Here is a 23,006-nt window from a genome sequence, read left to right on the forward strand (position 1 = left end):
GGGCGGATCAGCGAATGACAAAGCAACGCAGACAGTAACCAGGTAACCGGGTTGGACGAGTTCGGAGCTGTTGACCCCGTGGCTCGCTTGAGGCGCTGACCTCGTGTAGGAGATCAAAGGGCAACGGCCTCCGATTCCATACTGCGGCGTAGACCGCGAAGAGAAGCCTGAAAGCTCGTCGAACCCAATCCTTAACCAGAATCAACGGGCGTGGGTTGATCCTGACGCCCGCTTTAGAGAAGCGAGCTTTGCTCGCGAAAAACGGATCGCTTGCGATCAAGCTCCTACAGGTTTCATCGGCAATTCTGATCATCATGGATGGCGGTAAAACGGTATTTTCTGGCCAAATGACCCATTGAAATGGTCATAATGTGACACTTTGGTGGGTGTCCGAGTGGGCAGGGTATGAGCACGATTACGGTTTCCGTGCGCATGATCGAGGCGGCGCTGGCGCATTATCACGGCAGTGATGAGCAGCTGGAGGCGTTGTTCCGCAAGCATGGGGTGCCGCGTGGGTTGCTTTCAGAGAAGCAGGTGCGGATTGCGGCGGAGCAGTATTCGGGGCTTCTGCAGGACATCATGATCGCCATGGGCGATGAGATGCTGGGTTACACCCGGGTGCCGCACCGGCTGGGCACCTGGAAGATGATGTGCCATGCGGTGATCACGGCGGAGACGCTGGGGGAGGCGTTGCGGCGGTATTGCCACTTCTTTCGGTTGTTCGACTGGGGGATGGTGCCCCGTCTTCGCGTTGAGAACGGCGAGGCGATCCTTTACCTGGAACCGACGGACCCGGAGCGCCCCCTCGAGCATTACGCGCATGTGTCCACGCTTTTCTACTACCACCGCTTTGCCTGCTGGCTGGTGGATTATTCCATTCCGGTGCTTGGGGTGGATTTCAGTTTTCCGGCGCCGTTCTACGCGGAGGAGTTCCGGCCCATGTACCGGTATGCGCCGGTGCGGTGTGAGCAGCCGGTGACGCGGATGCGGTTTTCGGCGGCGATGCTGGAGGAGCCCGTGCGCCAGGACCGGCGCTCGCTGGAAACCTTCCTGGAGAACCCGAACCTGGTGATGGTGGCGCGCCAGTTCGACCATGGGAGCTGGCAGGCGCGGGTGCGGGGGATCATTGCGCGGGATCCGGTGGTGATGCCGACCTTTGAGCAGGTGGCGGAAGAGGTGGGGCTTAACCCGCAGACGCTGCGGCGCCGGCTCAGGCGTGAGGGGCTGACGTTCAATGAGGTACGCAACCAGCTGCGGCGGGACCTGGCGATTGATCTGCTCTCGCGCACCCGGCATTCGGTGGAGGAGATCGGGCACCGCGTGGGGTTTTCGGACCCGAGCAACTTCATCCGGGCCTTCCGGCAGTGGACGGGAGTGACGCCCTACAGGTACCGGAAGCAGGGGTAAAGGAGTGAACACTTGCTCATTCTTTCTATCTATGGCCTGATCAGAATGTGATCGTTCAATGCCGAACCATAGACAGGGAGACCGCCATCATGATCATCGACGCCTGGGCTCAGCACCCCACAACCCGCCTGGTCAACCACCCCATGCTGGATTCCCTGCGTCGCTGGACTCGGGAGCAGGGAGACAGCATTACGGCCTCAAATAAGGAGCTGTCGGTCTCCCTGACCACGGGTGCCATGGATCAGGGCGGGGTGGACCGAAGCCTGATCTCGGCCTGGTGTGGACCGCACGGCGACCTTATTTCCAATGATGAGGTTGCTGCTTTCGTGCGTGAATCGCCGGATCGACTGGCGGGCGTCGGCTCTGTGAATATTGCGAAACCCATGGAGGCTGTGCGCGAGATCCGCCGGTGCGTGAAGGAGCTGGGGTTCAAGGGCATCCGTGTGCTGCCGTGGCTCTGGGAGCTGCCGCCGACCCATGCGCGGTTCTATCCGGTCTTTGCCGAATGCTGTGAACTGGGCGTTCCCTTCTGTACCCAGGTAGGCCACACAGGGCCGTTGATGCCTTCCGACGTGGGCCGGCCGATTCCGCACATTGACCAGGTGGCGATCGATTTTCCGGAGCTGACCATCGTGGGTGGTCACGTGGGCTACCCGTGGACGGAGGAAATGGTCGCCGTGGCCACCAAGCATGAGAACGTCTACATCGATACCTCGGCCTATACTGTAAAGCGCTATCCTCAGGAACTGGTCCGGTTCATGGCGGGGCATGGGCGGCACAAGGTGCTGTTCGGGTCCAACTGGCCCATGATCGCGCCGGCGCGCTGTCTCGAGGGGCTGGATGAACTGCCCCTGGACGCTGAGACCCGGGATCTGTTCCTGGGCGGTAATGCAGCCCGGGTGTTTGGGTTGTAGCGCAGGGTTTGGCAGTAGACCTCCGTGGTCAGTCGGCGGCGACCCGGTCGCGCCCCTCTCGCTTCGCCCGGTACAGGTTCTCGTCGGCGCGGCTGACGAAGGTGGCCGGGGAGTCCTGTAGCTGGAGTTCCGTGACGCCGAAGCTGGCGGTAACGTTGCCGACGGGCACAATGGCCTGGCTGCGTATGAGCTGGTTCAGCTTGTTTGCGAGCTGCTGCGTTTCGTTGATCCCGGATTCCGGCGCCAGTATCGCAAATTCCTCACCACCCCAGCGACAGACCACATCGCCAGCCCGTATATGGTCGCGCAGCCACTGGCCGACGGTCTTGAGCACGGTGTCCCCTGCGGGATGCCCGTAGTGGTCGTTCAGGGCCTTGAAGTGATCCAGGTCGAGTAACACCAGCCCCAGTTGGCGTCCGTGGCGCTGGGCGGTACTCATCAGGGCATCCATGCGTTCATCGAACGCGCGCCGGTTGTAGACGCCCGTGAGGTAATCCCGTTCGGAATTCTGTCGTTCGGTGATGTCCCGCACGATCACGAAGATGCCTTCGGTGATGCCCCTGGGGCCCCGGTGGGGGATCAGGTCGGTCTCCGTTGGCTTCAGGTCCGCGTTTTCATTGAATCGGAGTCTCAGCTCGAAAGATACGTGCTCGCCGTTCAGTGCGGCTTCAATGTGCGGGCGCGTGCGACTGAAAACCGGCTCGCTTAGGATGTCCGTGACAGGGTGACCGATGATGTCGGCGCGTGCGCAGCCCACGGCGGCGAGGTAGGAGGCGTTGGCTTCCTGGTAGCGCATGTCCTGGTCGACGTAGGCGGCGAGGACCGGCAGGTTGTCGGCAAAAGTGCGGTGGCGCTGTTGCGTGCTTTCGTAGAGATAGGCGTCGTGCAGCTCAGCGGCGAGGGCGCTGCTTGCAAGCGACAGGAGCTCCTGATGGCTGCTGTCGAAGGCGGCGGGTCTGTCCGCGTAGACCTTGAGAACGCCGAAGCAGTAATCGCCATGGATCAGGGGCACCAGGACGCCGGAACGAAAGCCCACACGCTCCGCGGCGTCCCGCGCGACGCGCTCATCCTCGCGCACATCGGCGCATTCAATGGTCTCCCTGATCCGGTAGCAGGTGCCGGTGAGGCTGTTCGCGACGGGCAGTCTCAGCCCCAGCATCCCCTCGGCTGTGCCGCTGACTGCGGTGTAGACCATTTCCTCGCCGTCCGCTTCCTCGACCGCAGCGCCATCCGCATCCGTGGCGCTGAGTGCGATATCGGCAACCTTCCGGCGCAGTGCCTCGAGGTTCAGCCCGGTGGTGACCACGGTACGCTGAATGTTGACCAGTGTTGTCAGCTGGGCGCGGCGATGCTCCAGCTGGCGCATCTCGGTGACATCGCGAAGAACCGCGATATAGTGGGTCGTTGGTGCGTTGTCGCCCGGATAGGGCGTTACGGACCAGTGGAGCTGGAAGGTGGTGCCGTCCTTGCGGTAATTGACGGTTTCACCCTCGAAGGTGCTACCGGCTTCCAGCTCAGAGCGCAGGCGCGACAGTTCACTGGGGTCGGTGGCAGGTCCCTGGAGCAGGCGTGGTGTTCGGCCGATGACCTCATCCGGCGCATAGCCGGTGAGCGTCTGGAAGGCCGAATTGGCGTAGACAATGGTGGGCCCGGGCTGCTCCAGGTTGGGCTCGGTGATCAGGACGGCTTCCCCGATATTGTCCAGGCAGGCCTTCCAGAGGGCTTTATTGTTTTCTTCGGAATTCATCCGCTTACACCCATAAAACACTTGTACTTTAAGACAGATTAGACCCCGAACTATAGATAGCAAAAGAGAAAGGAAACCCTATCCAGTGGGTGTGGTTAAGGCGGGGCATACCGGGGCATTGATGAACATTGCATGGGTAATGGATTATAATTCCATGTAAATGCGTTGTGCCGGGAGATGGTTATGGAAACGAAGACTGCACGCCTGACGGTTCTGGTGGATCCGGAAAAGAAGAAGGCCTTTGAAAACCTGTGTGCCTCCCAGGATCTGACCACCTCCCAGGTGGTGCGCCAGCTCATCCGGGACTATCTCGCCCGCCATGGCGTGGACTACCCCACACGTACCCCCGTATCCGGCGAGGAGAAGTAGGTCAGAACCGGACTTCCGCCCACTTGAAACCGAGTGCCTGCAGCTCCTCAATGGCCTCGTTAAGCAGGCAATAACTGCGCCCTTCTGTTGCCGCCGAGGTGAATCTCCGGCTCCCCAGTGATAGTATGCGTATCATATGTTAATGCCATTAACATTGAATGAAATCCCTGCATGCGAGTCTGTTGTCCCATGACTGATCGATCCTTCCTGAGGCATGTTCCCGGCATCGCCACTGGCCTGCGCGCCGCCTGGGCGGAGGGGTATGGCCTTTCCGATCTGCGCCACGACGTGATGGCGGGAATCACCATTGGGACCGTGGCCGTGCCGCTGTCCATGGCGCTGGCGATTGCCACGGGTGTGGCGCCCCAGCACGGTCTCTATACGGCGATTGTTGCCGGCATGCTGATTGCGCTGACCGGAGGCTCGCGCTTCAACGTGTCTGGCCCTACCGCGGCCTTCGCGGTGATTCTTTTCCCGATTGTTCAGCAGCATGGGCTGGGGGGGCTGCTCATCGCGACCATGATGGCCGGCGTCATGCTGGTGGCACTGGGCATGGCCCGGTTGGGGCGGCTGATCGAGTTTGTTCCCTATCCGGTGATCCTGGGGTTTACCGCTGGTATCGCGGTGGTGATCGCGGTACTGCAGGTGCCGGACTTTCTGGGGCTCAGCGTGAGTATGGGAGAGCATTTTCTCGCCAACCTGGGGCGGATACTGGGGGCCCTGCCGCGTCTTGACCCGGTCGAGCTGGGGATTGGTGTGCTGACGCTTTCGGTACTGCTGATGTGGCCGCGCCTGAAACTGCCGGTGCCTGCGCCCCTGATGGGGCTGGTTGCCGGGGCGACCGCGGCCTATGCCATCAATCACTGGTTCGCCGGTGGTGCGGGGGTGGAAACCATCGCCTCACGCTTCACCTGGGAATCGGGAGGCGAGAGCGGCACCGGGATCCCGCCCATTGCGCCCACCCTGGCGGCGCCGTGGTCCCTGCCGGGTCCTGATGGCCAGCCGCTGACGGTGGATTTCCAGCTGATCCAGGCGCTGATCGGGCCGGCTCTGGCCATTGCCATGCTGGGCGCTATCGAGTCCCTGCTGTGTTCGGTGGTGGCGGATGGTATGACCCGGACCCGGCATGATCCGAATGCGGAGCTGATTGGCCAGGGGCTGGGGAATATCGCCGCGCCGCTTTTCGGTGGTATTACCGCCACGGCGGCCATTGCCCGCACGGCGACCAACATCCGCAGCGGCGCCCGCTCGCCGATCGCGGCGGTCGTGCACGCGCTGGTGGTGCTGCTTGCGGTTGTGGCATTGGCCGGGGTTCTGGGCATGGTGCCCATGGCGGCCCTGGCGGCACTTCTGTTCGTGGTTGCCTGGAACATGAGTGAGGCACGGCTTTTCGTGCGCACACTGCGCTCTGCGCCGGCGGGGGATGTGACCATTCTGCTGGTGTGCTTCACCCTGACCGTGGTGTTCGACATGGTGCTGGCGGTTGCCGTGGGAGTGGGTCTGGCGGCCGCGCTGTTCATCCGCCGCATGGCACTGCTCACGGAAGTAGAGCAGGTCAGTGCTGAGGACCATGCCCTGGTGGAGGGGCTGCCTGCGGAGGTGGCCGTCTATGATGTGGATGGGCCCATGTTCTTCGGGGCGGCCGAGAAGGCTGTGACCTCCCTGCGTCTGGTGGACCCCAGGATCCGTATCGTGATCCTGGACATGCACGATGTGCCCAGCATGGACGGCACCGCCATCGTGGCGCTGGAAACCCTGATCCGGGAAATGCACCACGATGGCGTCTCCCTGATTCTGGCCGGGCTGCCCGCGCGCATAATCCTGAAGCTCCGCCGCGCAGGGTTGCGCAGCGAGCAGGGGCGGCTTGGCTACTGTTCCGGCCTTCCGGCCGCACGCTCACTGGCGCTGCGGTGGGGTTACTCGCACAGGTAATCCCACAACCGGCGACCAAGCCTTTATACTGTTTTCACATTCTGAAAGGCGGTTGCCGGAGTCCGTGCATGCGAATACCCGTGGCTGTTCCTGCTCTTGTGGTTCTGATGCTGGTGTTGCCGGCCTGTCAGTTGATGCCGGAGGGGACTGAGCCGGCGGATCACCAGCTGAGCTGTGGTGACCGCAATCTGGGGTACAGTGTTGCCGGGGACCGGCTGCAGCTGCACCTGGAGGATGGCAGGCGGGAGCTCAGGCGTGAGGAGAGCGCCACTGGCGCGCTGTACCGGAGTCGTTCCGGCGACACGGAGTTCTGGAGCAAGGGCGAGCGGGTTACCGTAACCCTGGCCGGAGAGCGCCTCCCTCAATGCCGGCATACGGACCGGGCGAGCCTGGAGTCCCCCGACTGGCGGGTGTTGGCAGTGGAAGACGCGCCGGTACCGGGACAGGCGCGACCGGTCACCCTGAACTTCATGCCGGAGGGCCGTCTTGCGGGTCGGTCCGGCTGCAACCACTTCATGGCGGCCTGGGAGCGTGTCGGGGATCGCCTGATCATCGAGCGGGCAGCCACCACCCGCATGGCCTGTCCGCCTTCCGTCATGAGCTTCGAGCAACGGTTTCTGGGGGCTCTGAGCCGCATTGAGAACGCTCGCATGGAAGCGGATGGAACCCTGGTGCTTGTTGGCCGTGAGGACAACGGGTTGATCAGGGCCTCGGCATCCCCGGAAGGAGGTTCGGAATGACAGATCGGATCAGGACCCGGCGGATCCATGATCCCGTCTCCGACGACGATGGTTACCGCGTGCTGGTGGACCGGGTCTGGCCCCGGGGCATCAGCAAGCAGGCGGCGGCACTGGATGAATGGTGCCGTGAGCTGGCGCCTTCCACGGAACTGCGCAAATGGTTCGGGCATGACCCGGAACGCTGGCAGGGGTTCCGGGAGGCCTACCGGGATGAGCTGGCCCAGTGCCCTGAAGCGCTCTCCCGGCTTATGGAACAGATGGAAAAGGGCCGCGTGACCCTCCTGTATTCCGCGAGCGACCGCGAGCACAACCAGGCCGTGGTGTTGGCGGAGGTTCTGGCACAGGAGTGGGCCGAGACCATGGGCCCTAATGAATCCAGTTCACCGGTGTGTTACGCGGACCAGGTCCGCGACACCGGTGCCAATCGAGGTTGAATCTTTGTTGAAAACAGATGGAAGTCGGGCACTGGCGCTGGCGGCGCTGGTGCTGGTGAGCCTGACGGGCTGCAGCCTTCGCCCGCCGGGTGTTGACCCCCAGGTTGTGCGGGTGGACGAGGTGGCCCAACAGAGCGAACAGTCCCGCGAATCCGCGGATGAGGCCGCCAGTGAACCGGCCTCCGCGGAAAAGGAGGATGACGCGGACGACAGCGGCAGGGAGACAAAACCTTCCTTCACTGAAAAACGCAGGCAGGCCTCCGGGCCCGCGCAGCTGGATGAGCCGGAGGCGCTGGGCCGCGCACTGGCGGTGTTCTACCGCATGCGCTCGCGGGCCTTTATGGCGCCCGTGGCCAGCCACGTTCAGGGTGCCGTGAATCTTGGTGGTTCAGGCGGTGACCGTGAAACCCGGCGCTGCCCGGACGGCGGTGTTTTCCATCTGGAGTGGCAGGGGACGGATGGCGAACGCTCGGGTTCAAGGGAACTGCTCTACCAGTTTGATGGGTGCCGTGGTCACTTTGGTGATGGCCCCTTGCTTTCGCTCAACGGTCATTACCGGCGTGACTTCCGCCCGATGGTCGGGCGCGAGCAGGTGATCGAATCCTTCGATGTCCATGGCTACCAGGGGGAGGGCGGTCAGCGCCAGCCGATCGCCCTCCGTGGTAAGCAGCGCATCCTTCGCCCGGCCGAGGGCGGTGTGGTGCGCAGCACCGAGCGTATGGAGATGGTGCTGGGCGAAACCTATACCGCTCTCAAGGGGGTGCGTGATGAGATCACCCCGGAGGAAGGGGAGGGCGACAGTGACTTCGCCTCCTTCAACACGCGTTTCGTGACCACGATTGAGGGGCGCCTGTTCAGTTCCGAGCTCGGGGGCTGGGTGGATATCGCCACCGGCACGGGGCTGGTGGAGCAACAGGCACCCTGCTCTGCCAGTGGCGTTGTGGCGCTCAGTGCCGGACGCAATGGCGAGGTGCGCTTCGGGCCCCACACCGGAACCCATCACCGGGTGGCGCTGGAACTGGAAAGTGGTGAGGTGGCCCGGTATGAACGCTGCTCCAGCTTCGGGGAGGCGTTCGGCTTCGGGCGCTAGCGTTCGGTCGCCATCCAGTCCAGAAGCTGTTCGGCCATGCGGTCGGTAGCCGTGCCCATGGCGCGGGCGGCGGCCGTGGGCGTGTTTTCCGCCAGCGGTTCGGAGACAGTGAACCGGCGGGTGCTCCTGGCGCCGTCCTGCCGTCTGTCGACCAGCTGCGCATCGAACCGGATCACGGTTCGCGGCGTCGCGCCGGTCTGGTCCACCAGGAAGGCGCGCAGATGGCCGCTCAGGGTCAGGTCCGCGCTCAGGTTGTCATCCCGGATGCCCAGTGTGTGGAAGGCGCCGGTGTTGTGGAACGCGTCCAGCACCTGATCCCGCCAGAGTTCCGGAGCCGGCGCGCTCCAGCGGATGCCTGACCAGGCGCTCAGGCGCTGCCCCTCGCGGAGTACGACCACCCGGTTGCTGCTGGTGAGGTCGTCTGCCCTGGGCGCCCGGATTTCCAGTGACGTGGCGCCGGCCACCGCAGCCTGTTCGTTCAGGCTGGAGGGCGGCAGCCGGTAGAGCTCATAGCGGTTGGGTTCCGGCAGCACGCTGCAGGCCCCCACAAGGGTGAGGGCAAGCAGTGTCACAAGCCGTGCCGGCAGGCGGGCCTTGTGCTTCATGGCTGGTATTCCTCGAGTTTGTCCCGGTTGAAGAGGGTGCCGGCCGCGTCGGATTCCAGCCGCTGGCTGAGATCACGCAGCGCGCCCAGGGTCCGGCGCATTTCCTCCAGGGTCGGGCCCAGGCTGGCGGACCCCTGCATGGCCTTTTCCAGGGCTTCCCTGTTGCCGTTGACCAATGCCTCGACCTCCGTGACCGCCCGGCGTGTGGCCCGTGCGGCCTCCGCGGTATCCGCCAGTGCCTGCGGCGCGTCCTTCTCCAGGATCGCCCGGGTATCCGTGATCAGGCCCCGTGCTTCGCTCAGGGTTGTCTGCGCTTGCTGACCGGTCCGGTTCCAGGTCTCCAGGGTCCTGCTGATCCGTTCCTGCTGGTTGTTCAGGTTGCGGGTCAGTTCCGCCATGCCGTCCAGGGTCTGGTCGATGTTCTCCAGGTTGCGCCTGGAGAGCAGGGATTCCATGCGCTGCACCAGCTGGTTGATGTTGGCGAGGATATCACCGCTCTGTTCGCGCAGCTGTGAGAAGGGCGAGGGACGGGCCGGGATCTCCGGCGTGGTGCCGGGTTCCGACACCAGGGCCAGGCTGTTCGGTGTGCCCCCACTGAGCCGGATATGGGCGGTCCCGGAGAGCAGGCCCGTGGGCTGGATCTGGGCATGGGTGTTCTGTTTGACGGGCGTGCTTGGATCCACCGCGATGCGGGAAAGCACCCGGCGTGGGTCACGCGGATCGAGTTCAAGCTCGGTGACCTGACCGACCGTAATGCCGTTGTATTTGACGTTACTGCCAACGGTGAGCCCTGAGACGGCCTCATTGAAGATGATGCGGTATTCGGCCTGCTTCTGATGGAGGCCGCCTTCCGACAGCCACCAGCCGAACAGCAGCGCACCGGCCAGCATCAGGATGGCGAACAGCCCGATCAGGATGTGATGGGCACGGGTCTCCATTCAGGCGCTCTCCCGGTTGGTGGATGATTGGCGCAGGGCCGCCCGGCCACGCGCCCCGTGGAAGTAGGCCCGGATCCACTCATCGTCCATGTTGGCAACCTCGTCAAGGGTACCGATGGTCATGACATGACCCTGGCCTAGCACGGCTACCCGGTCACATACGCGGTGAAGTGTGTCCAGATCATGGGTCACCAGGAACACGGTCAGGCCCAGGGCATCGCGCAGGGTCAGGATCAGCTCGTCGAAGGCGGCGGCGCTGATGGGATCCAGGCCGGCCGTGGGTTCATCGAGAAAGAGCAGATCCGGATCCAGCGCCAGCGCCCGGGCCAGGGCCGCACGTTTGACCATGCCGCCAGAGAGGGCTTCCGGGTAGAGCCTTGCCGTCTTGGCTTCCAGGCCGGTGAGCCGGATCCGGGTAAGTGCCAGTGCTTCGGCATCGGCCTTTCCGAGGCCCGCTTTTTCCCGCAGGGGCAGCGAGATGTTCTCGCACAGGGTCAGAGAGGAATAGAGAGCGCCACGCTGGAACAGCACCCCCGTACGACGGGTCAGGCGTGGATCCGGCGCGCCCCGGTGGTCCAGGGCGGTGCCCTCCAGGCTGATGCGGCCGTTATTGGGTTCATGCAGCCCGATGATACTGCGGAGCAGTACCGACTTGCCGGAGCCGGAGCCGCCGACCACGCCCAGGATTTCCCCTCTGTTCAGGTCCATGTCCAGATCCTCATGGACCCTGTGACCCCCAAAGCGGTTGCTCAATCCGCGGACTTCGACCAGGGGGGCGGGTGCCGTATCCATCACCATCCGATCTCCATGAAATACATGGCTGCGAGGGCATCCAGAAGGATCACCACAAAGATGGACTGTACCACGCTGGAGGTGGTGTGTACCCCGACGGAGCGGGCGCTGCCGCCAGCCTTGAAGCCTTCCAGACAGCCGATGACGGCGATCAGGAAAGCGAAGAAGGGGGCTTTGACCAGGCCCGCAAGGAAGTGGTTGAGCGGGACCTCACTGATGGCCGTGATGAAGCGTGACATCGGAATATCCACCACCGTCAGGGCAATCAGGCCACCACCGCCAAGGCCGGCGAGTACGGCGATGAAACTGAGCATGGGCAGTACCAGTACCACGGCCAGTACCCTTGGCAGGACCTCCAGCTCCACTGGATCCAGGCCCTGGGCGCGCAGGGCGTCCAGTTCCTCGTTGGCGTTCATGGCTCCAATATGGGCGGTGAAGGCGCTGGCGGTGCGCCCGGCCATGACAATGGCGGTGATCAGGACACCGAATTCGCGCAGGAAGGAGTAGGCGACCAGGTCGATGGTGTAGACGCTGGCGCCGAACTGGCCCAGCACCGTGGCGCCCAGGTAGGCGATGACCGCGCCCACGGCGAAGGTGAGCAGGGCGACAATCGGCACGGCGTTGAGACCGGTGGTCTCCATGTGATGCAGCAGCGCCGTGAACCGCCAGCGCCGGGGCGAGATCAGGCAGCGGCCGGCGCAGGCAATAACGGCACCGATGAACCCGATCAGCAGCCGCGCTTTGGCAGCGGCATCGGTCAGTGCCTCGCCCATGCGTGCCAGAAGCTCCAGTGGGCCCCACCGGGGTTCCGGTGGCAGGGTGCCACAGTCGGCCATGGCATCCGCCACCGTGATCAGCAGGGCCCGGCGTGCTTCCGGGAGCTCCGGGCTGTTCCCGGCGATCTGGCGCAGACGCTCGCCGCCCACCAGTTCCGCCAGCAGGGTGGCGCCCGCTGTATCCAGATGCTGGATGCCGTCGAGCACCACCTGGGTGGGGACACTGCTGATGGCCCTTGTGCTTCGGCGCAGGGCGCTGTAATGGGTCAGCGTCCAGTCACCCGTGGCCCGGAGCGTCTGGCCGTCGTCGGCGCGCTGGAGCTGCCCCGGTTCAGTGCCGGCCATGGGCATTCCGGGGCCATGCGTGCTCAGTCGAAGATCCCGTCATAGAAACGCAGGGTTCCTTCCCAGGCGGTTTCCGCCGCGTGTTGGTCATAGCCGACGGGCATGTCGAATTCCCTGGCGTACTGATCCGCCTCCGGGTTCATGAACGAGTGCTGCACGCCCGGGAAGCTGCGCAGTGCGTAGTCCACGTCAGCGCTGTGCATCTCCTGAACGAAGCCGGAAACCTGCTTGGCGGGCACCATCTGGTCGGCACCCCCGGTATAGGCCCGAACGGCGGCCTCCACCTCACCGGATTCGGCCTCGATGGGGCTGCCCAGGCTGCCGTGGAAGCTCACCACGCCCTCCAGGTCCATGCCCAGGCGGGCCATGTTCAGGACCACGGCGCCGCCGAAGCAGTAGCCCTGGGCCGCGATCTGGTCCGGGTTGACGGTATCGTGGTCCTGAAGGCTCTTCATGGCCGTGCGGAACCGGGCCTGCATCAGGTCCATGTTGCTGCTGGCCTGCTCCATGAATTCCTTGGCCTTCTCGGGATGGTCGGCGTGTTTGCCTTCGCCGTACATATCCAGCGCCAGGGCGGTATAGCCTTCTTCCGCCAGCTTTTCCGCCTGGTCGCGGCTGAACTCACCGTGGCCCCACCACTCATGAACCACCAGAACACCGGGGCGCTCCCCGCTGACGCTGTCATCCCAGGCCATGTAGCCGGTGTGGGTCTGACCCTGGACGCTGTACTCAATCTCCTGGGTCTGGATGGCCGCTGTTGCCGGCGTGGCGATCAATGCGGTTAGAACAAGCGGAATACCCGCACGGGTCAATGTGCCTGTCATGTTCAATTCCCCTGTTTTGGGTTTGTCTACGAGACCATACGCCAGGTCAGGGGGTGCCGACCAGTCCCGCCCTTGATCTTCCCCAGCAATGACCTCAGTTGAATGTATAAAGCAATTATCAATCGATCAGGAGGATATAGGTCGGGACTGTTATCCGATTGATGAGAGGTTGGAACTATGGCTATAAGGAATGTGTTCGTCATGGCGTTGGACGACTTCAACCGCGCCATGCTGGAGCGTCTCCAGGGTGTGGAGAACCTGCGTTTCCATTCGCTGCTGGATCTGGAAACGGCAGTGGACACCCGCCATTACGACATACCGGCGCTGCTCGATCGGGCGCGGCGGCAGCTGCGGGCGTTTCCCGGCTCCATCGATGCCATCGTTGGGTTCTGGGATTTCCCTACCAGCACCATGCTGCCGATACTGCGCCGGGAGTTCGGGCTGCGGGGACCGTCCGTGGAGAGCGTCATGCGGTGTGAACACAAGTACTGGTTCCGGATGAACCAGGAAAAGGTCGCCCCCAGCCAGACACCGGCCTATGCCGCCTTCAACCCCTTTGATTCGCGCTTCCCGGACGAGGCGCCGCTTGCATACCCGTTCTGGATCAAGCCGATCCGCTCCCACTCGTCGCAGCTCGGGTTCCGGATCAATGACCGCTCGGCGTTTGCCGATGGCCTGACCGAGATCCGCGATAATATTGACTTCCTGGCCCGCCCCTTCAACGAGCTGATGACGCATGCGGAAATGCCGGAGGAGGTCCGGACGGTGGACGGCTGGCACTGCCTGGCCGAGGAAATCATCTCCGCGGGGCGCCAGTGCACCGTTGAAGGCTATGTCCTGGATGGCGAGATCGTCATCTATGGCACCATCGACTCGCTGCGCGAGGGGGTCCACGGGTCTTCCTTCTCCCGCTACCAGTATCCGTCCGATCTGCCGGTGGATGTGCAGGAGGCGATGTACAAAGCCACTCACGACTTCCTCAAGCAGGTGGGCTTTGATGATTCGCCGTTCAACATCGAGTTCTTCTACGAGGAGGACACCGGTCAGCTCTGGATGCTGGAGGTCAACACCCGCTGTTCCAAGTCCCACAGTCCGCTGTTCGAAATGGTGGACGGTGCCTCCAATACCCAGGCCATGGTGGATGTGGCGCTGGGCCGGAAGCCGGACTTCCCCGAGCAGGGCGGCGACTACCGACTGGCCACCAAGTTCATGCTGCGCGAACACGAGGACGCCTACGTGCGGCGGGTGCCCACCGCCGATGAGATTGCCGCCATTGAGGCGGACATTCCCGGCGTGCGCATCCAGATCGTGGCCCACGAGGGCTACCGGCTGAGCACGCTGTTCCACCAGGACAGCTACACCTTTGAAACGGCGCTGCTGTTCATCGGGGGTGACAGCCTCGAGGAGATCGAGCGAAAGAGTGAGCAGGTCAAGGGTCGGCTGCATTTTGAGCTTGAGCGGTAAGCACCGGAGGTGAGATGAAGGAAGTAACCCGGTTTCCCAGCAAGGTGAAGCACATCGAGAACCTCTGGATTCCGCTGCCGGATGGCACCCGGCTGGCGGCCCGCGCCTGGATCCCGAAGGGCGCGGACCGTGATCCGGTGCCGGCCATCCTTGAATACATCCCGTACCGCAAGCGGGAGTTCACCCGGTTACGGGACGACGTCATGCATCACTGGATGGCGGGGCAGGGCTATGCCTGTATCCGGGTGGATATCCGTGGCAGTGGTGAATCCGAGGGGCTGCTGACCGACGAGTACCTGCCGTCGGAGCTTGATGACGGGGAAGCGATCATCCACTGGCTGGCCCGCCAGAGCTGGTGTGATGGATCGGTGGGGATGATCGGCATCTCCTGGGGCGGCTTCAACGGCCTGCAACTGGCCGCACGCCAGCCGGAGCCGCTCAAGGCGATTATTACGGCCTGTTCCACGGACGACCGATACACAGACGACGTGCATTACATGGGCGGCTGCCTGCTGGCGGACAACCTCTCCTGGGCGTCCGCCATGTACAGCCATACCTCGCTGCCACCGGATCCGGCGCTGGTCGGGGACCGCTGGCGCAAGGACTGGCACCGGCGCATGGAGGGCAGTGGTTTCTGGCTGGAGCAGTGGCTGAGCCACCAGCACCGTGATGACTACTGGCGCCACGGGTCCGTCAATGAACACTACGACAGCGTGAACATACCGGTAATGGCTGTATCCGGCTGGGCCGACGGGTATTCCAACGCCGTCTTCCGCCTGCTGTCGAACCTCAGGGGTCCACGCATGGGGCTGATCGGGCCCTGGGGCCACAAGTACCCCCATCAGGGCCAGCCGGGGCCCGCCATTGATTTCCTCAACGAGGCCAGGCGTTGGTGGGATCGCTGGCTCAAGGGCATTGAGAGTGGCATTGATGCCGAACCCATGCTGCGGGCCTGGATGCAGGACACCGCGCCGCCGGACACCAACCTGCGGATCCGGCGGGGGCGCTGGGTGGGCGAGCCGTCCTGGCCCTCACCGAGCATCCGCACCCAGAGCTACCCGCTGCGTCGCGGCCTGGTGGCGGCGCCGGGTGAAAGCAGGGGGGAAGAGGCCCTGCCCATCCAGTCGCCCCTGTCCGTGGGGCTGTTCGCAGGGCGCTGGTGCTCTTTCACGGCCACGCCGGATCTCCCGCATGACCAGCGCGAGGAGGACGGGGGCTCGCTGGTGTTCGAGAGCGAGGACCTGAGTTCCCCGGTAGAGATCCTGGGGGCACCCGTGGTCACCCTGCGCCTGTCCTCGGACCGGCCCACGGCCATGGTGGCCGTGCGTTTGTCGGATGTGGCCCCGAACCAGGAGGCTACCCGGATCTCCTACGGGCTCCTGAACCTGACCCATCGCGAAAGCCATGGGGAACCGGCGCCACTGGAACCCGGCGAGTTCTATACGGTGCGTGTCCAGCTCAACGATGTGGCCCAGCATTTCCCGGCCGGGCATCGCCTGCGGGTATCGGTTTCCACGTCCTACTGGCCCGTAGCCTGGCCGGCGCCGGAGCAGGCCCGGCTGGAGGTGGATTTCTCCGGAAGCCGGCTGGAGCTGCCGGTGCGTGAATCCAATGCCTGGGATGACCTGGAGTCCCTGGGCGAACCCCAGGGCGCGAAACCCAGTGATACGGAGCTGATTCGCCCCCGTGATTACGGCTGGAACGTGAATCGGGACCTGGCGGCGGATCGCTCCACCCTGGAGGTGAAAAAGGACGAGGGAGCGGTGTACATCCCGGACGCCGATGTCTCCATGGGTATCCGCACCGTCGAGCGGTACAGCCATGTGGGCAACGACTACGACTCCGTAACCGGTGAGACGGAGAATTACCGGGCGCTCTCCCGGGAAGGCTGGTCCGTGGCGGTACAGACTCGCACGACACTGACCTCGGATTCAGGCAACTTCTACCTGCACGCGGAGATGGACGGTTACGAGGGTGGCCGGCGTGTGCACTCCCACAACATCGACCGCACCATTCCCCGTAACCTGCTCTAGGCGGACCGGCTCAGCCGTTGCTGAGCTGGTCCCGGATCAGTTTCTTGTTCACCTTGCCGACGCTGGTCTTGGGGATGTCCTCAACGAAGTCGACCCCCTGCGGGATGGCCCACTTATTGATGGTGCCGTTGTCCACGAAGCCCTGGAGATGGCTCTTGATGGCCTCGGCATCGGCGCTTTCCCCGGGGTTGAGGACCACCAGTGCGTGCGGGCGTTCGCCCCACTTGTCATCCGGCAGGCCCACCACGGCCGCAGCGGCGACGGCGGGGTGCTGGCTGATCAGGTTTTCCAGGTCCAGGGAGGAGAGCCACTCGCCGCCGGTCTTGATCACGTCCTTGATGCGGTCCTTGATCACCAGGGTGTTGTCCGGCTCGATGCTGGCCACGTCGCCGGTGTGCAGCCAGCCGCCGGCCCAGAGTTCCTCACCTTTCTCCGGGTTCTTGAGATAGCTCGCCGTCAGCCACGGAGCACGGGCAACGACCTCGCCCTGGGCGACGCCGTCCTTCGGCAGTGGGTTGCCGTCTTCGTCGTGGATTTCGACCTCGGCCATGGGCACCGGCACACCGGTCTTGATGCGCTTTTCTGTCTGCTGTTCCGGCGGCAGTTCCAGATCCGCGGGCTTGAGGTGCGTGGCCGTGAGCAGTGGACCGGTCTCGGACATGCCGTAACCAGTGTACATGCTGATGCCCATCTTCGTGGCCGCGTCACACAGCCCCTTGGGCAGGGCGCTGCCGCCGATCAGCACATGCCAGTTGCTCAGGTCGGCGGTCTTGATGCCCTCGGTGCCCATCAGCATCTGCATGATAGTGGGCACGCAGTGGGAGAAGGTGACGTTGTGGGTCTTGAGAAGCTCCACCAGCAGTTCCGGCTCATAGCGGCCCGGGTAGACCTGTTTCACGCCCATCATGGTGGCGGCGTAGGGCACGCCCCAGGCATGCACGTGGAACATGGGCGTGATCGGCATGTAGACGTCGCTGGAACGCAGCAGGGGCTGTTCATCGAAGTGCGACAGGGTGCCGGTGGCCACCAGCGTGTGCAGGACCAGCTGGCGGTGTGTGAAGAACACGCCCTTGGGGTTGCCGGTGGTGCCGGTGGTGTAGAAGGTGGTGGCGATGGCGTTCTCGTCGAAATCCGGGAACTCGAAGCAGGGCTTGGCCTTGGCCAGAAGGGCTTCGTATTCGCCGTGGCTGTGCAGTTGAGTCTTCTTGGGCGCGTCGTTGTCCGTGAGCTGGATGTGGCCCTTGACGGTCTCCAGCTGGTCGCTGACTTCTTCCACCAACGGCAGGAAATCATCGTGGATCAGGACCAGGTCATCCTCGGCGTGGTTCATGGTGTAGAGGATCTGTTCCGGTGACAGGCGCACGTTCACGGTGTGCAGCACAGCGCCGATCATGGGAATGGCGAAGAAGCATTCCAGATAGCGTGGGGTATCCCAGTCCAGTACGGCCACCGTATCCCCGGGTTTGACGCCCGCATCCGTGAGCACATGGGCGAGGCGATGGATACGCTCGACCAGGTCGGTGTAGGTGTAGCGGCTGCGGTTGGCGTAGATGATCTCCTGGTCCGGGTTGTAGCGCGGGCCGGAAAGCAGGAGCTGTTTGATCAGAAGCGGGTAGCTGTGTGCGTTTTCAGCGGCGGGCAGTGTCTTGGGCTGTGCCATGGGGCGCCTCTCTTGCTTGTTGTTGGAAATGCACCTGACAAGCCTAATACAAAACGCCGCGCATTCACTCCCATGTAGGGATGTTAATTGGAATCCGTTACCAGAGGACGAGGATCAGGAGCGCCCCCAGGGCCAGCCGGTAGATGACATAGGGCATCAGCCCGATCCGTTCCAGGAAGCGCAGGAACAGGTGAATGCACAGCAGGGCACTGATGAACGAGAGCAGGGTGCCCCAGGCGATGGCGTACCAGTCCGTGGCGCCGCCCTGTTCGATGAGCTCCAGGGTTTTGAGGCCACCGGCGGCCGTGATCAGCGGAATGGAGAGCCAGAAGGAGAAACGTGCCGCATCCTCACGCCGCAGGCCCAGGAAGAGGGCAGCGGTGATGGTGATGCCGGAGCGTGAGGTCCCCGGGATCAGTGCCAGCGCCTGGGCAAGGCCAATGAGCAGGGCATCCCGGAGTGTAACGCTGCTCAGCTGGCGCCGGCGCGAACCGGCGGCATCCGACCACCAGAGCAGCAGGCCGAAGCCGATGGTGGTGGCGGCGATGACCCAGCCAGAACGGAGTTCGTCCTCGACAAAATCGTTGAGGACCAGACCGGCCAGACCCGCGGGAATGGTGCCCAGGATGACCGCCCAGGCCAGACGGCTGTCCTCGGTCACGGTCCGCCGGGCGGTATCCCGTACCCAGGCGTTTCCCATGCGGAACACATCCCGGCGGAAATAGCTGAGTACCGCGCAGAGTGAGCCCACATGAACGGCAACATCGAATGCCAGGCCCTGGTCCTGCCAGCCGAGAAGGGCGGAGGGGAGAATAAGGTGAGCGGAGCTGCTGATCGGAAGGAATTCCGTCAGGCCCTGGATAATGGCCAGTACGATGATCTGCCAGAGGTCCATGGCGTGATGACCCATAAAAAAGCCGCAGCGTTCACTGCGGCTTTTTGAATACTGGTAGCAAGGGGCGGATTCGAACCGCCGACCCCGGCATTATGAGTGCCGTGCTCTAACCAACTGAGCTACCTTGCCGCAAACCCGTCCAACGCCTGACCTTCGGCGTTGAGGCGCGTATTCTCTGGATTTTTCCCCGGGGTGTCAAGGCACCCCGGGAATTGTGGCCAGAACGGCCGATCAGCCTGAATGACCTTCAGCACTCTCCTTGGCGAAGTACTCCCGGGTAACAGCGAATACCGTGCCGGAGAGGGCGAGCAGTGCGATCAGGTTGGGGATGGCCATAAGGGCGTTGAGCACATCCGCGATCAGCCAGATCAGCTCCAGGTTGGCCACGGCGCCCACGACCAGCAGGACGACCCACAGGTAGCGGTAGGGCATGATCACCTTCACGCCGAACAGGAACTCGGCACTGCGCTCGCCGTAATAGCTCCAGGCGACGATGGTGGTGAAGGCGAAGAAGATCATGCCAAAGGTGACCACCCAGTTACCGCCCGGGATGCCCTGGTTGAAGGCCATGGAGGTCAGGGCCGCGCCGGACTCGCCGGTTTCCCATGCACCGGTAAGCACAATCACGAGGGCCGTCATGGTGCACACCACAATGGTGTCGATGAAGGTTCCCATCATGCCCACGGTGCCCTGGCGTACCGGGCTGTTGGTCTGGGCTGCCGCGTGCGCGATGGGCGCTGAGCCCAGGCCGGCCTCATTGGAGAAGACACCGCGTGCCACACCGAAACGGATCGCCGCCCATACTGCCGCGCCCGCAAAGCCGCCGGTGGCCGCTGTTCCGGTGAAAGCACCGGTTACAATGCTGGCCAGTGCTCCAGGCACGTCGGGCAGGTTCCAGAGGATGACGGCCAGCGCGCCGAGAATGTAGATCACGGCCATCAGGGGAACCACCTTCTCGGTGAGCTGGGCGATACGGCGTATGCCGCCGATGATCACGAGGAAAACCAGCACGGCCAGTACCACTCCGGTCACCCAGGCGGGTACCGACAGGTTGGCTTCGACCACATCCGCCACGGCGTTGGCCTGCACGGTGTTACCGATCCCGAAAGCCGCTACCATGGCAAAGAAGGCGAACAGGATACCCAGCCAGTGCCAGCGGGCCCCCAGGCCGTTCTTGATGTAGTACATGGGCCCGCCGACATAGCGCCCGTCTTCATCAACCTCGCGGTACTTCACGGCGAGGAGGGCCTCCGCGTACTTCGTGGCCATGCCCACCAGCGCCGTCATCCACATCCAGAACACGGCGCCCGGGCCACCCAGCGCAATGGCTGTAGCCACCCCGCCGATGTTGCCGGTACCAATGGTTGCGGACAGGCTCGTGGAAAGGGCCTGGAAAGGGGTGATCTCGCCTTCTTCCTGGGAGGTCCGGCCCAGGAACATTTGCTTGAAGCCGTAACCGATGCGGCGTATGGGCATGGCGCGCAGCCCCAGCGTCAAAAAGAGGCCGGTGCCGAGCAGCAGAACCAGCATCGCGGGTCCCCACACGACGCTGCTTATGCTCTCCAGTGCGGTCATTAATGTTTCCATGCAGTCCTCCAGTTCTGGTTTTTCTATGGGAATGACGGCTTCAGCCGAGTATGTCTTCAGGGGAGGTGGCGTTCCGCCCCTGGCTTTGTGCCACCGGAACGCAGGTCAGTACGCCATCCGTTACGTTCAGGCCATTGCGCAGGTTGGAGTCCGCCCGCAATGCCTCACGCCAGCCCTGGTCAGCGAGGCTGAGGACATGTGGCAATGTGGCATTGGTAAGAGCCTGTGTGGACGTTCTGGGGACGGCGCCTGGCATATTGGCCACACAGTAATGGACGACACCATCCATCACGTAGGTGGGGTCAGCATGGGTCGTGGGCTGACTGGTCTCGAAGCAGCCGCCCTGATCGATGGCGACGTCCACCAACACCGCACCGCTGTTCATCCGCTTGACCATATCACGCGTAACAAGCTTGGGAGCGCCAGCGCCACTGACAAGGACAGCACTGATCACCAGGTCACTGTCCAGAACGGCACCTTCCAGGCTGCTTCCTGTGGCATAGAGCGTTTTCAGGGCTGGCCCGAATTGATGGGACAGGCGCTCGAGGACTTCCGGACTGCGATCCAGAACCGTGACTTCCGCGCCCATGCCCAGCGCGATCTGGATGGCGTTCTGCCCAACCACGCCCCCGCCAATCACGGTTACCCGGGCTGGCATCACGCCGGGAACACCTCCCATGAGCAGGCCACGGCCCCCGAAGATGCTCTCCAGAGCCTGTGCTCCCGCCTGGGCGGACAGCCGACCGGCCACCTGTGACATTGGGCGCAGGAGTGGTAAGCGGCCCTGGTCATCCGTAACTGTTTCATAGGCGATACAGGTGGCACCCGAGTTCATGAGGGCGTCGGTCAACGCCTTATCCGGTGCCAGGTGGAGATAGGTGAACAGTATGTGCTGTGGCCCCAACAGGTCACATTCGCTGGGTTGGGGCTCCTTGACCTTAACGATGAGTTCCGCTGTGCTGAATACTGCCTCAGCATGCGGCAGTATATTTGCGCCTGCCTGCTGGTAGTGCTCGTCGCTGGCATCAATACCCTGGCCGGCGCCGGTCTCCACGTACAAGGAATGCCCGTTTGCTGTCAGTTCCCCGACCGCCTCCGGTGTCAGCCCAACCCGAAACTCCTGGCTCTTGATCTCCTTCGGGACCCCAATCTGCATGTCGTCGTCCTCGGCTGGCTTGTGTGCGAGCGTTCATGCTAATGCGTCTGCATAAGCAATGTCTCTGCCAAATCAAGCTTATAGCGAGAGGGAATGCAAGGAATGGCGGAAAAGAAAAGGCTGACTGGCAGGAGAGTGTTACCGGGACTGACAACGAGTATGCTGCCAGACCCGGTGGAGGGGGCTAGACGTTAAAGCGGAAGTGGATCACGTCGCCGTCCTGGACAATGTATTCCTTGCCTTCCAGCCGCCATTTGCCGGCTTCCTTGGCGCCGTGCTCGCCGTTGTAGGCGATGAAGTCGTCGTAGCTGACGACCTCGGCCCGGATGAAGCCACGCTCGAAGTCGGTGTGGATCACGCCGGCGGCCTGGGGCGCCGTGGAGCCGGTGGGGAAGGTCCAGGCGCGGACTTCCTTGGGACCGGCGGTGAAGTAGGTCTCCAGGCCGAGCAGGTTGTAGCCGGCGCGGATCACGCGGTCCAGGCCCGGTTCCTCCATGCCCATCTCGGCGAGGAATTCGGTCTTTTCCTCGTCCTCGAGCTCGGCGATCTCGGATTCGATCTTGTTGCAGATCGCGACCACACCGGCGCCTTCGCGTTCAGCAATGGCGTTCACCGCATCAAGGTGCGGGTTGTCCTGGAAGCCGTCCTCGTTGACGTTGGCGATGTAGACGGTGGGCTTGGCCGTGAGCAGGTGCAGTTCACGGATCAGCGCCTGGTCGTCTTCAGACAGGTTCATGGAGCGCACCGGATCGCCCTCGTTGAGTACGGGCTTGATGCGCTCGAACAGTTCCAGCTGGGCCTTGGCGGTCTTGTCGCCACCCTTGGCGGCACGCTCGGTCTTCTTGGTGGTGTTCTCGATGGTCGCCAGGTCCGCCAGTGCCAGCTCGGTGTTGATTACTTCGATGTCCGAGGCAGGGTCGATGCTGTTGGAGACGTGCATGATGTCCTCGTCCTCAAAGCACCGCACCACGTGAGCAATCGCTTCGGTCTCACGGATATTGGCCAGGAACTGGTTGCCCAGGCCTTCGCCCTTGGAGGCGCCGGAGACCAGACCCGCGATGTCGACGAATTCCATGGTGGTGGGAATGGTCTTTTCCGGCTTGACGATCTCCGCGATGCGGTAGAGACGCGGGTCGGGGACGGAGACCACGCCGGCATTGGGCTCAATGGTGCAGAAGGGGAAGTTTTCCGCGTCGATGCCGGCGCTGGTGAGTGCGTTGAATAGCGTGGACTTGCCGACGTTGGGCAGTCCGACGATGCCGCATTTGAATCCCATAGCCTGTGATCCTTAACGGAGG

General features: G+C 63.4%; 20 protein-coding genes and 1 tRNA gene. 9 read left to right on the plus strand and 12 right to left on the minus strand.

What is annotated here, in order from left to right; all coding sequences use genetic code 11:
• Positions 1-405: 405 nt before the first annotated feature.
• Complete coding sequence (locus tag CK501_RS10155; protein ID WP_095617631.1) at positions 406-1,407, plus strand: AraC family transcriptional regulator; 1,002 nt, start codon at positions 406-408, stop codon at positions 1,405-1,407.
• Positions 1,408-1,496: 89 nt separating this feature from the next.
• Entirely contained in the window at positions 1,497-2,321 is an 825-nt protein-coding gene (locus CK501_RS10160) for an amidohydrolase family protein (RefSeq protein ID WP_198949478.1), read from the plus strand.
• Between the two features lie 28 nt (positions 2,322-2,349).
• Here the strand turns inward: CK501_RS10160 and CK501_RS10165 are convergent, their stop codons facing one another.
• Positions 2,350-4,068: a diguanylate cyclase gene (locus tag CK501_RS10165; protein ID WP_095617632.1), complete on the minus strand. Its 1,719-nt coding sequence runs from the start codon at positions 4,066-4,068 to the stop codon at positions 2,350-2,352.
• 183 nt (positions 4,069-4,251) lie between these two features.
• On the opposite strand from CK501_RS10165, the gene CK501_RS10170 reads away from it, so the two are divergent.
• The 5 genes from CK501_RS10170 (at position 4,252) to CK501_RS10190 (ending at position 8,633) form a co-directional block, all read left to right on the plus strand.
• Positions 4,252-4,437, plus strand: a complete 186-nt coding sequence (locus CK501_RS10170; protein WP_095617633.1) for a ribbon-helix-helix protein, CopG family — start codon at positions 4,252-4,254, stop codon at positions 4,435-4,437.
• Positions 4,438-4,626: 189 nt separating this feature from the next.
• Positions 4,627-6,369 carry a C4-dicarboxylic acid transporter DauA gene (gene dauA, locus CK501_RS10175; protein WP_095617634.1) on the plus strand — a complete coding sequence of 581 codons (1,743 nt, stop codon included), beginning with the start codon at positions 4,627-4,629 and terminating at the stop codon, positions 6,367-6,369.
• A gap of 68 nt (positions 6,370-6,437) precedes the next feature.
• Positions 6,438-7,109 (plus strand): META domain-containing protein, encoded by a 672-nt coding sequence (locus CK501_RS10180; RefSeq protein ID WP_095617635.1) that lies wholly within the window; start codon positions 6,438-6,440, stop codon positions 7,107-7,109.
• Positions 7,106-7,543 (plus strand): DUF488 domain-containing protein, encoded by a 438-nt coding sequence (locus CK501_RS10185; protein ID WP_095617636.1) that lies wholly within the window; start codon positions 7,106-7,108, stop codon positions 7,541-7,543. The genes CK501_RS10180 and CK501_RS10185 overlap by 4 nt, the downstream gene beginning before the upstream one ends.
• A 7-nt stretch (positions 7,544-7,550) precedes the next feature.
• Positions 7,551-8,633 (plus strand): hypothetical protein, encoded by a 1,083-nt coding sequence (locus tag CK501_RS10190; protein ID WP_095617637.1) that lies wholly within the window; start codon positions 7,551-7,553, stop codon positions 8,631-8,633.
• On the opposite strand, the gene CK501_RS10195 is transcribed toward CK501_RS10190, so the two are convergent.
• From CK501_RS10195 to CK501_RS10215, 5 genes are read right to left on the minus strand one after another with little or no spacing between them, the layout of a single operon-like run.
• Positions 8,630-9,238: an ABC-type transport auxiliary lipoprotein family protein gene (locus CK501_RS10195; protein WP_095617638.1), complete on the minus strand. Its 609-nt coding sequence runs from the start codon at positions 9,236-9,238 to the stop codon at positions 8,630-8,632. The genes CK501_RS10190 and CK501_RS10195 overlap by 4 nt on opposite strands.
• Complete coding sequence (locus tag CK501_RS10200; protein ID WP_095617639.1) at positions 9,235-10,176, minus strand: MlaD family protein; 942 nt, start codon at positions 10,174-10,176, stop codon at positions 9,235-9,237. The genes CK501_RS10195 and CK501_RS10200 overlap by 4 nt, the downstream gene beginning before the upstream one ends.
• A complete protein-coding gene (locus CK501_RS10205; RefSeq protein WP_095617834.1) occupies positions 10,177-10,968 on the minus strand; it encodes an ABC transporter ATP-binding protein in 792 nt (263 codons plus the stop codon).
• Positions 10,968-12,089 (minus strand): MlaE family ABC transporter permease, encoded by a 1,122-nt coding sequence (locus tag CK501_RS10210; RefSeq protein WP_332888977.1) that lies wholly within the window; start codon positions 12,087-12,089, stop codon positions 10,968-10,970. Before CK501_RS10210 ends, CK501_RS10205 begins: the two co-directional genes overlap by 1 nt.
• Before the next feature lie 23 nt (positions 12,090-12,112).
• Positions 12,113-12,913: a dienelactone hydrolase family protein gene (locus CK501_RS10215; protein WP_095617641.1), complete on the minus strand. Its 801-nt coding sequence runs from the start codon at positions 12,911-12,913 to the stop codon at positions 12,113-12,115.
• A 201-nt stretch (positions 12,914-13,114) separates the two neighbouring features.
• Here CK501_RS10215 and CK501_RS10220 point away from each other — a divergent pair, with 201 nt between their 5' ends.
• Entirely contained in the window at positions 13,115-14,377 is a 1,263-nt protein-coding gene (locus CK501_RS10220) for an ATP-grasp domain-containing protein (RefSeq protein ID WP_198949479.1), read from the plus strand.
• Positions 14,378-14,391: 14 nt separating this feature from the next.
• Positions 14,392-16,410 (plus strand): CocE/NonD family hydrolase, encoded by a 2,019-nt coding sequence (locus tag CK501_RS10225; RefSeq protein WP_095617643.1) that lies wholly within the window; start codon positions 14,392-14,394, stop codon positions 16,408-16,410.
• 10 nt (positions 16,411-16,420) lie between these two features.
• On the opposite strand, the gene CK501_RS10230 is transcribed toward CK501_RS10225, so the two are convergent.
• From CK501_RS10230 to ychF, 6 genes are all read right to left on the minus strand, one after another.
• Positions 16,421-18,070, minus strand: a complete 1,650-nt coding sequence (locus CK501_RS10230) for a fatty acid--CoA ligase (RefSeq protein WP_095617644.1) — start codon at positions 18,068-18,070, stop codon at positions 16,421-16,423.
• Positions 18,071-18,167: 97 nt separating this feature from the next.
• Entirely contained in the window at positions 18,168-18,965 is a 798-nt protein-coding gene (locus tag CK501_RS10235; protein ID WP_095617835.1) for an undecaprenyl-diphosphate phosphatase, read from the minus strand.
• A 52-nt stretch (positions 18,966-19,017) separates the two neighbouring features.
• Positions 19,018-19,094 (minus strand) — tRNA-Met (locus CK501_RS10240).
• Positions 19,095-19,196: 102 nt separating this feature from the next.
• Positions 19,197-20,552, minus strand: coding sequence for an alanine/glycine:cation symporter family protein (locus CK501_RS10245; RefSeq protein WP_095617645.1), 1,356 nt, complete (start codon positions 20,550-20,552; stop codon positions 19,197-19,199).
• A gap of 40 nt (positions 20,553-20,592) precedes the next feature.
• Entirely contained in the window at positions 20,593-21,708 is a 1,116-nt protein-coding gene (gene ald / locus CK501_RS10250) for an alanine dehydrogenase (RefSeq protein ID WP_095617646.1), read from the minus strand.
• 184 nt (positions 21,709-21,892) lie between these two features.
• Positions 21,893-22,984, minus strand: a complete 1,092-nt coding sequence (gene ychF / locus CK501_RS10255; RefSeq protein WP_095617647.1) for a redox-regulated ATPase YchF — start codon at positions 22,982-22,984, stop codon at positions 21,893-21,895.
• Positions 22,985-23,006: the final 22 nt, after the last annotated feature.

It is taken from the genome of Halovibrio salipaludis, from assembly GCF_002286965.1.
In the GTDB taxonomy this organism is placed as follows: Bacteria; Pseudomonadota; Gammaproteobacteria; order Pseudomonadales; family Oleiphilaceae; genus Halospina; species Halospina salipaludis.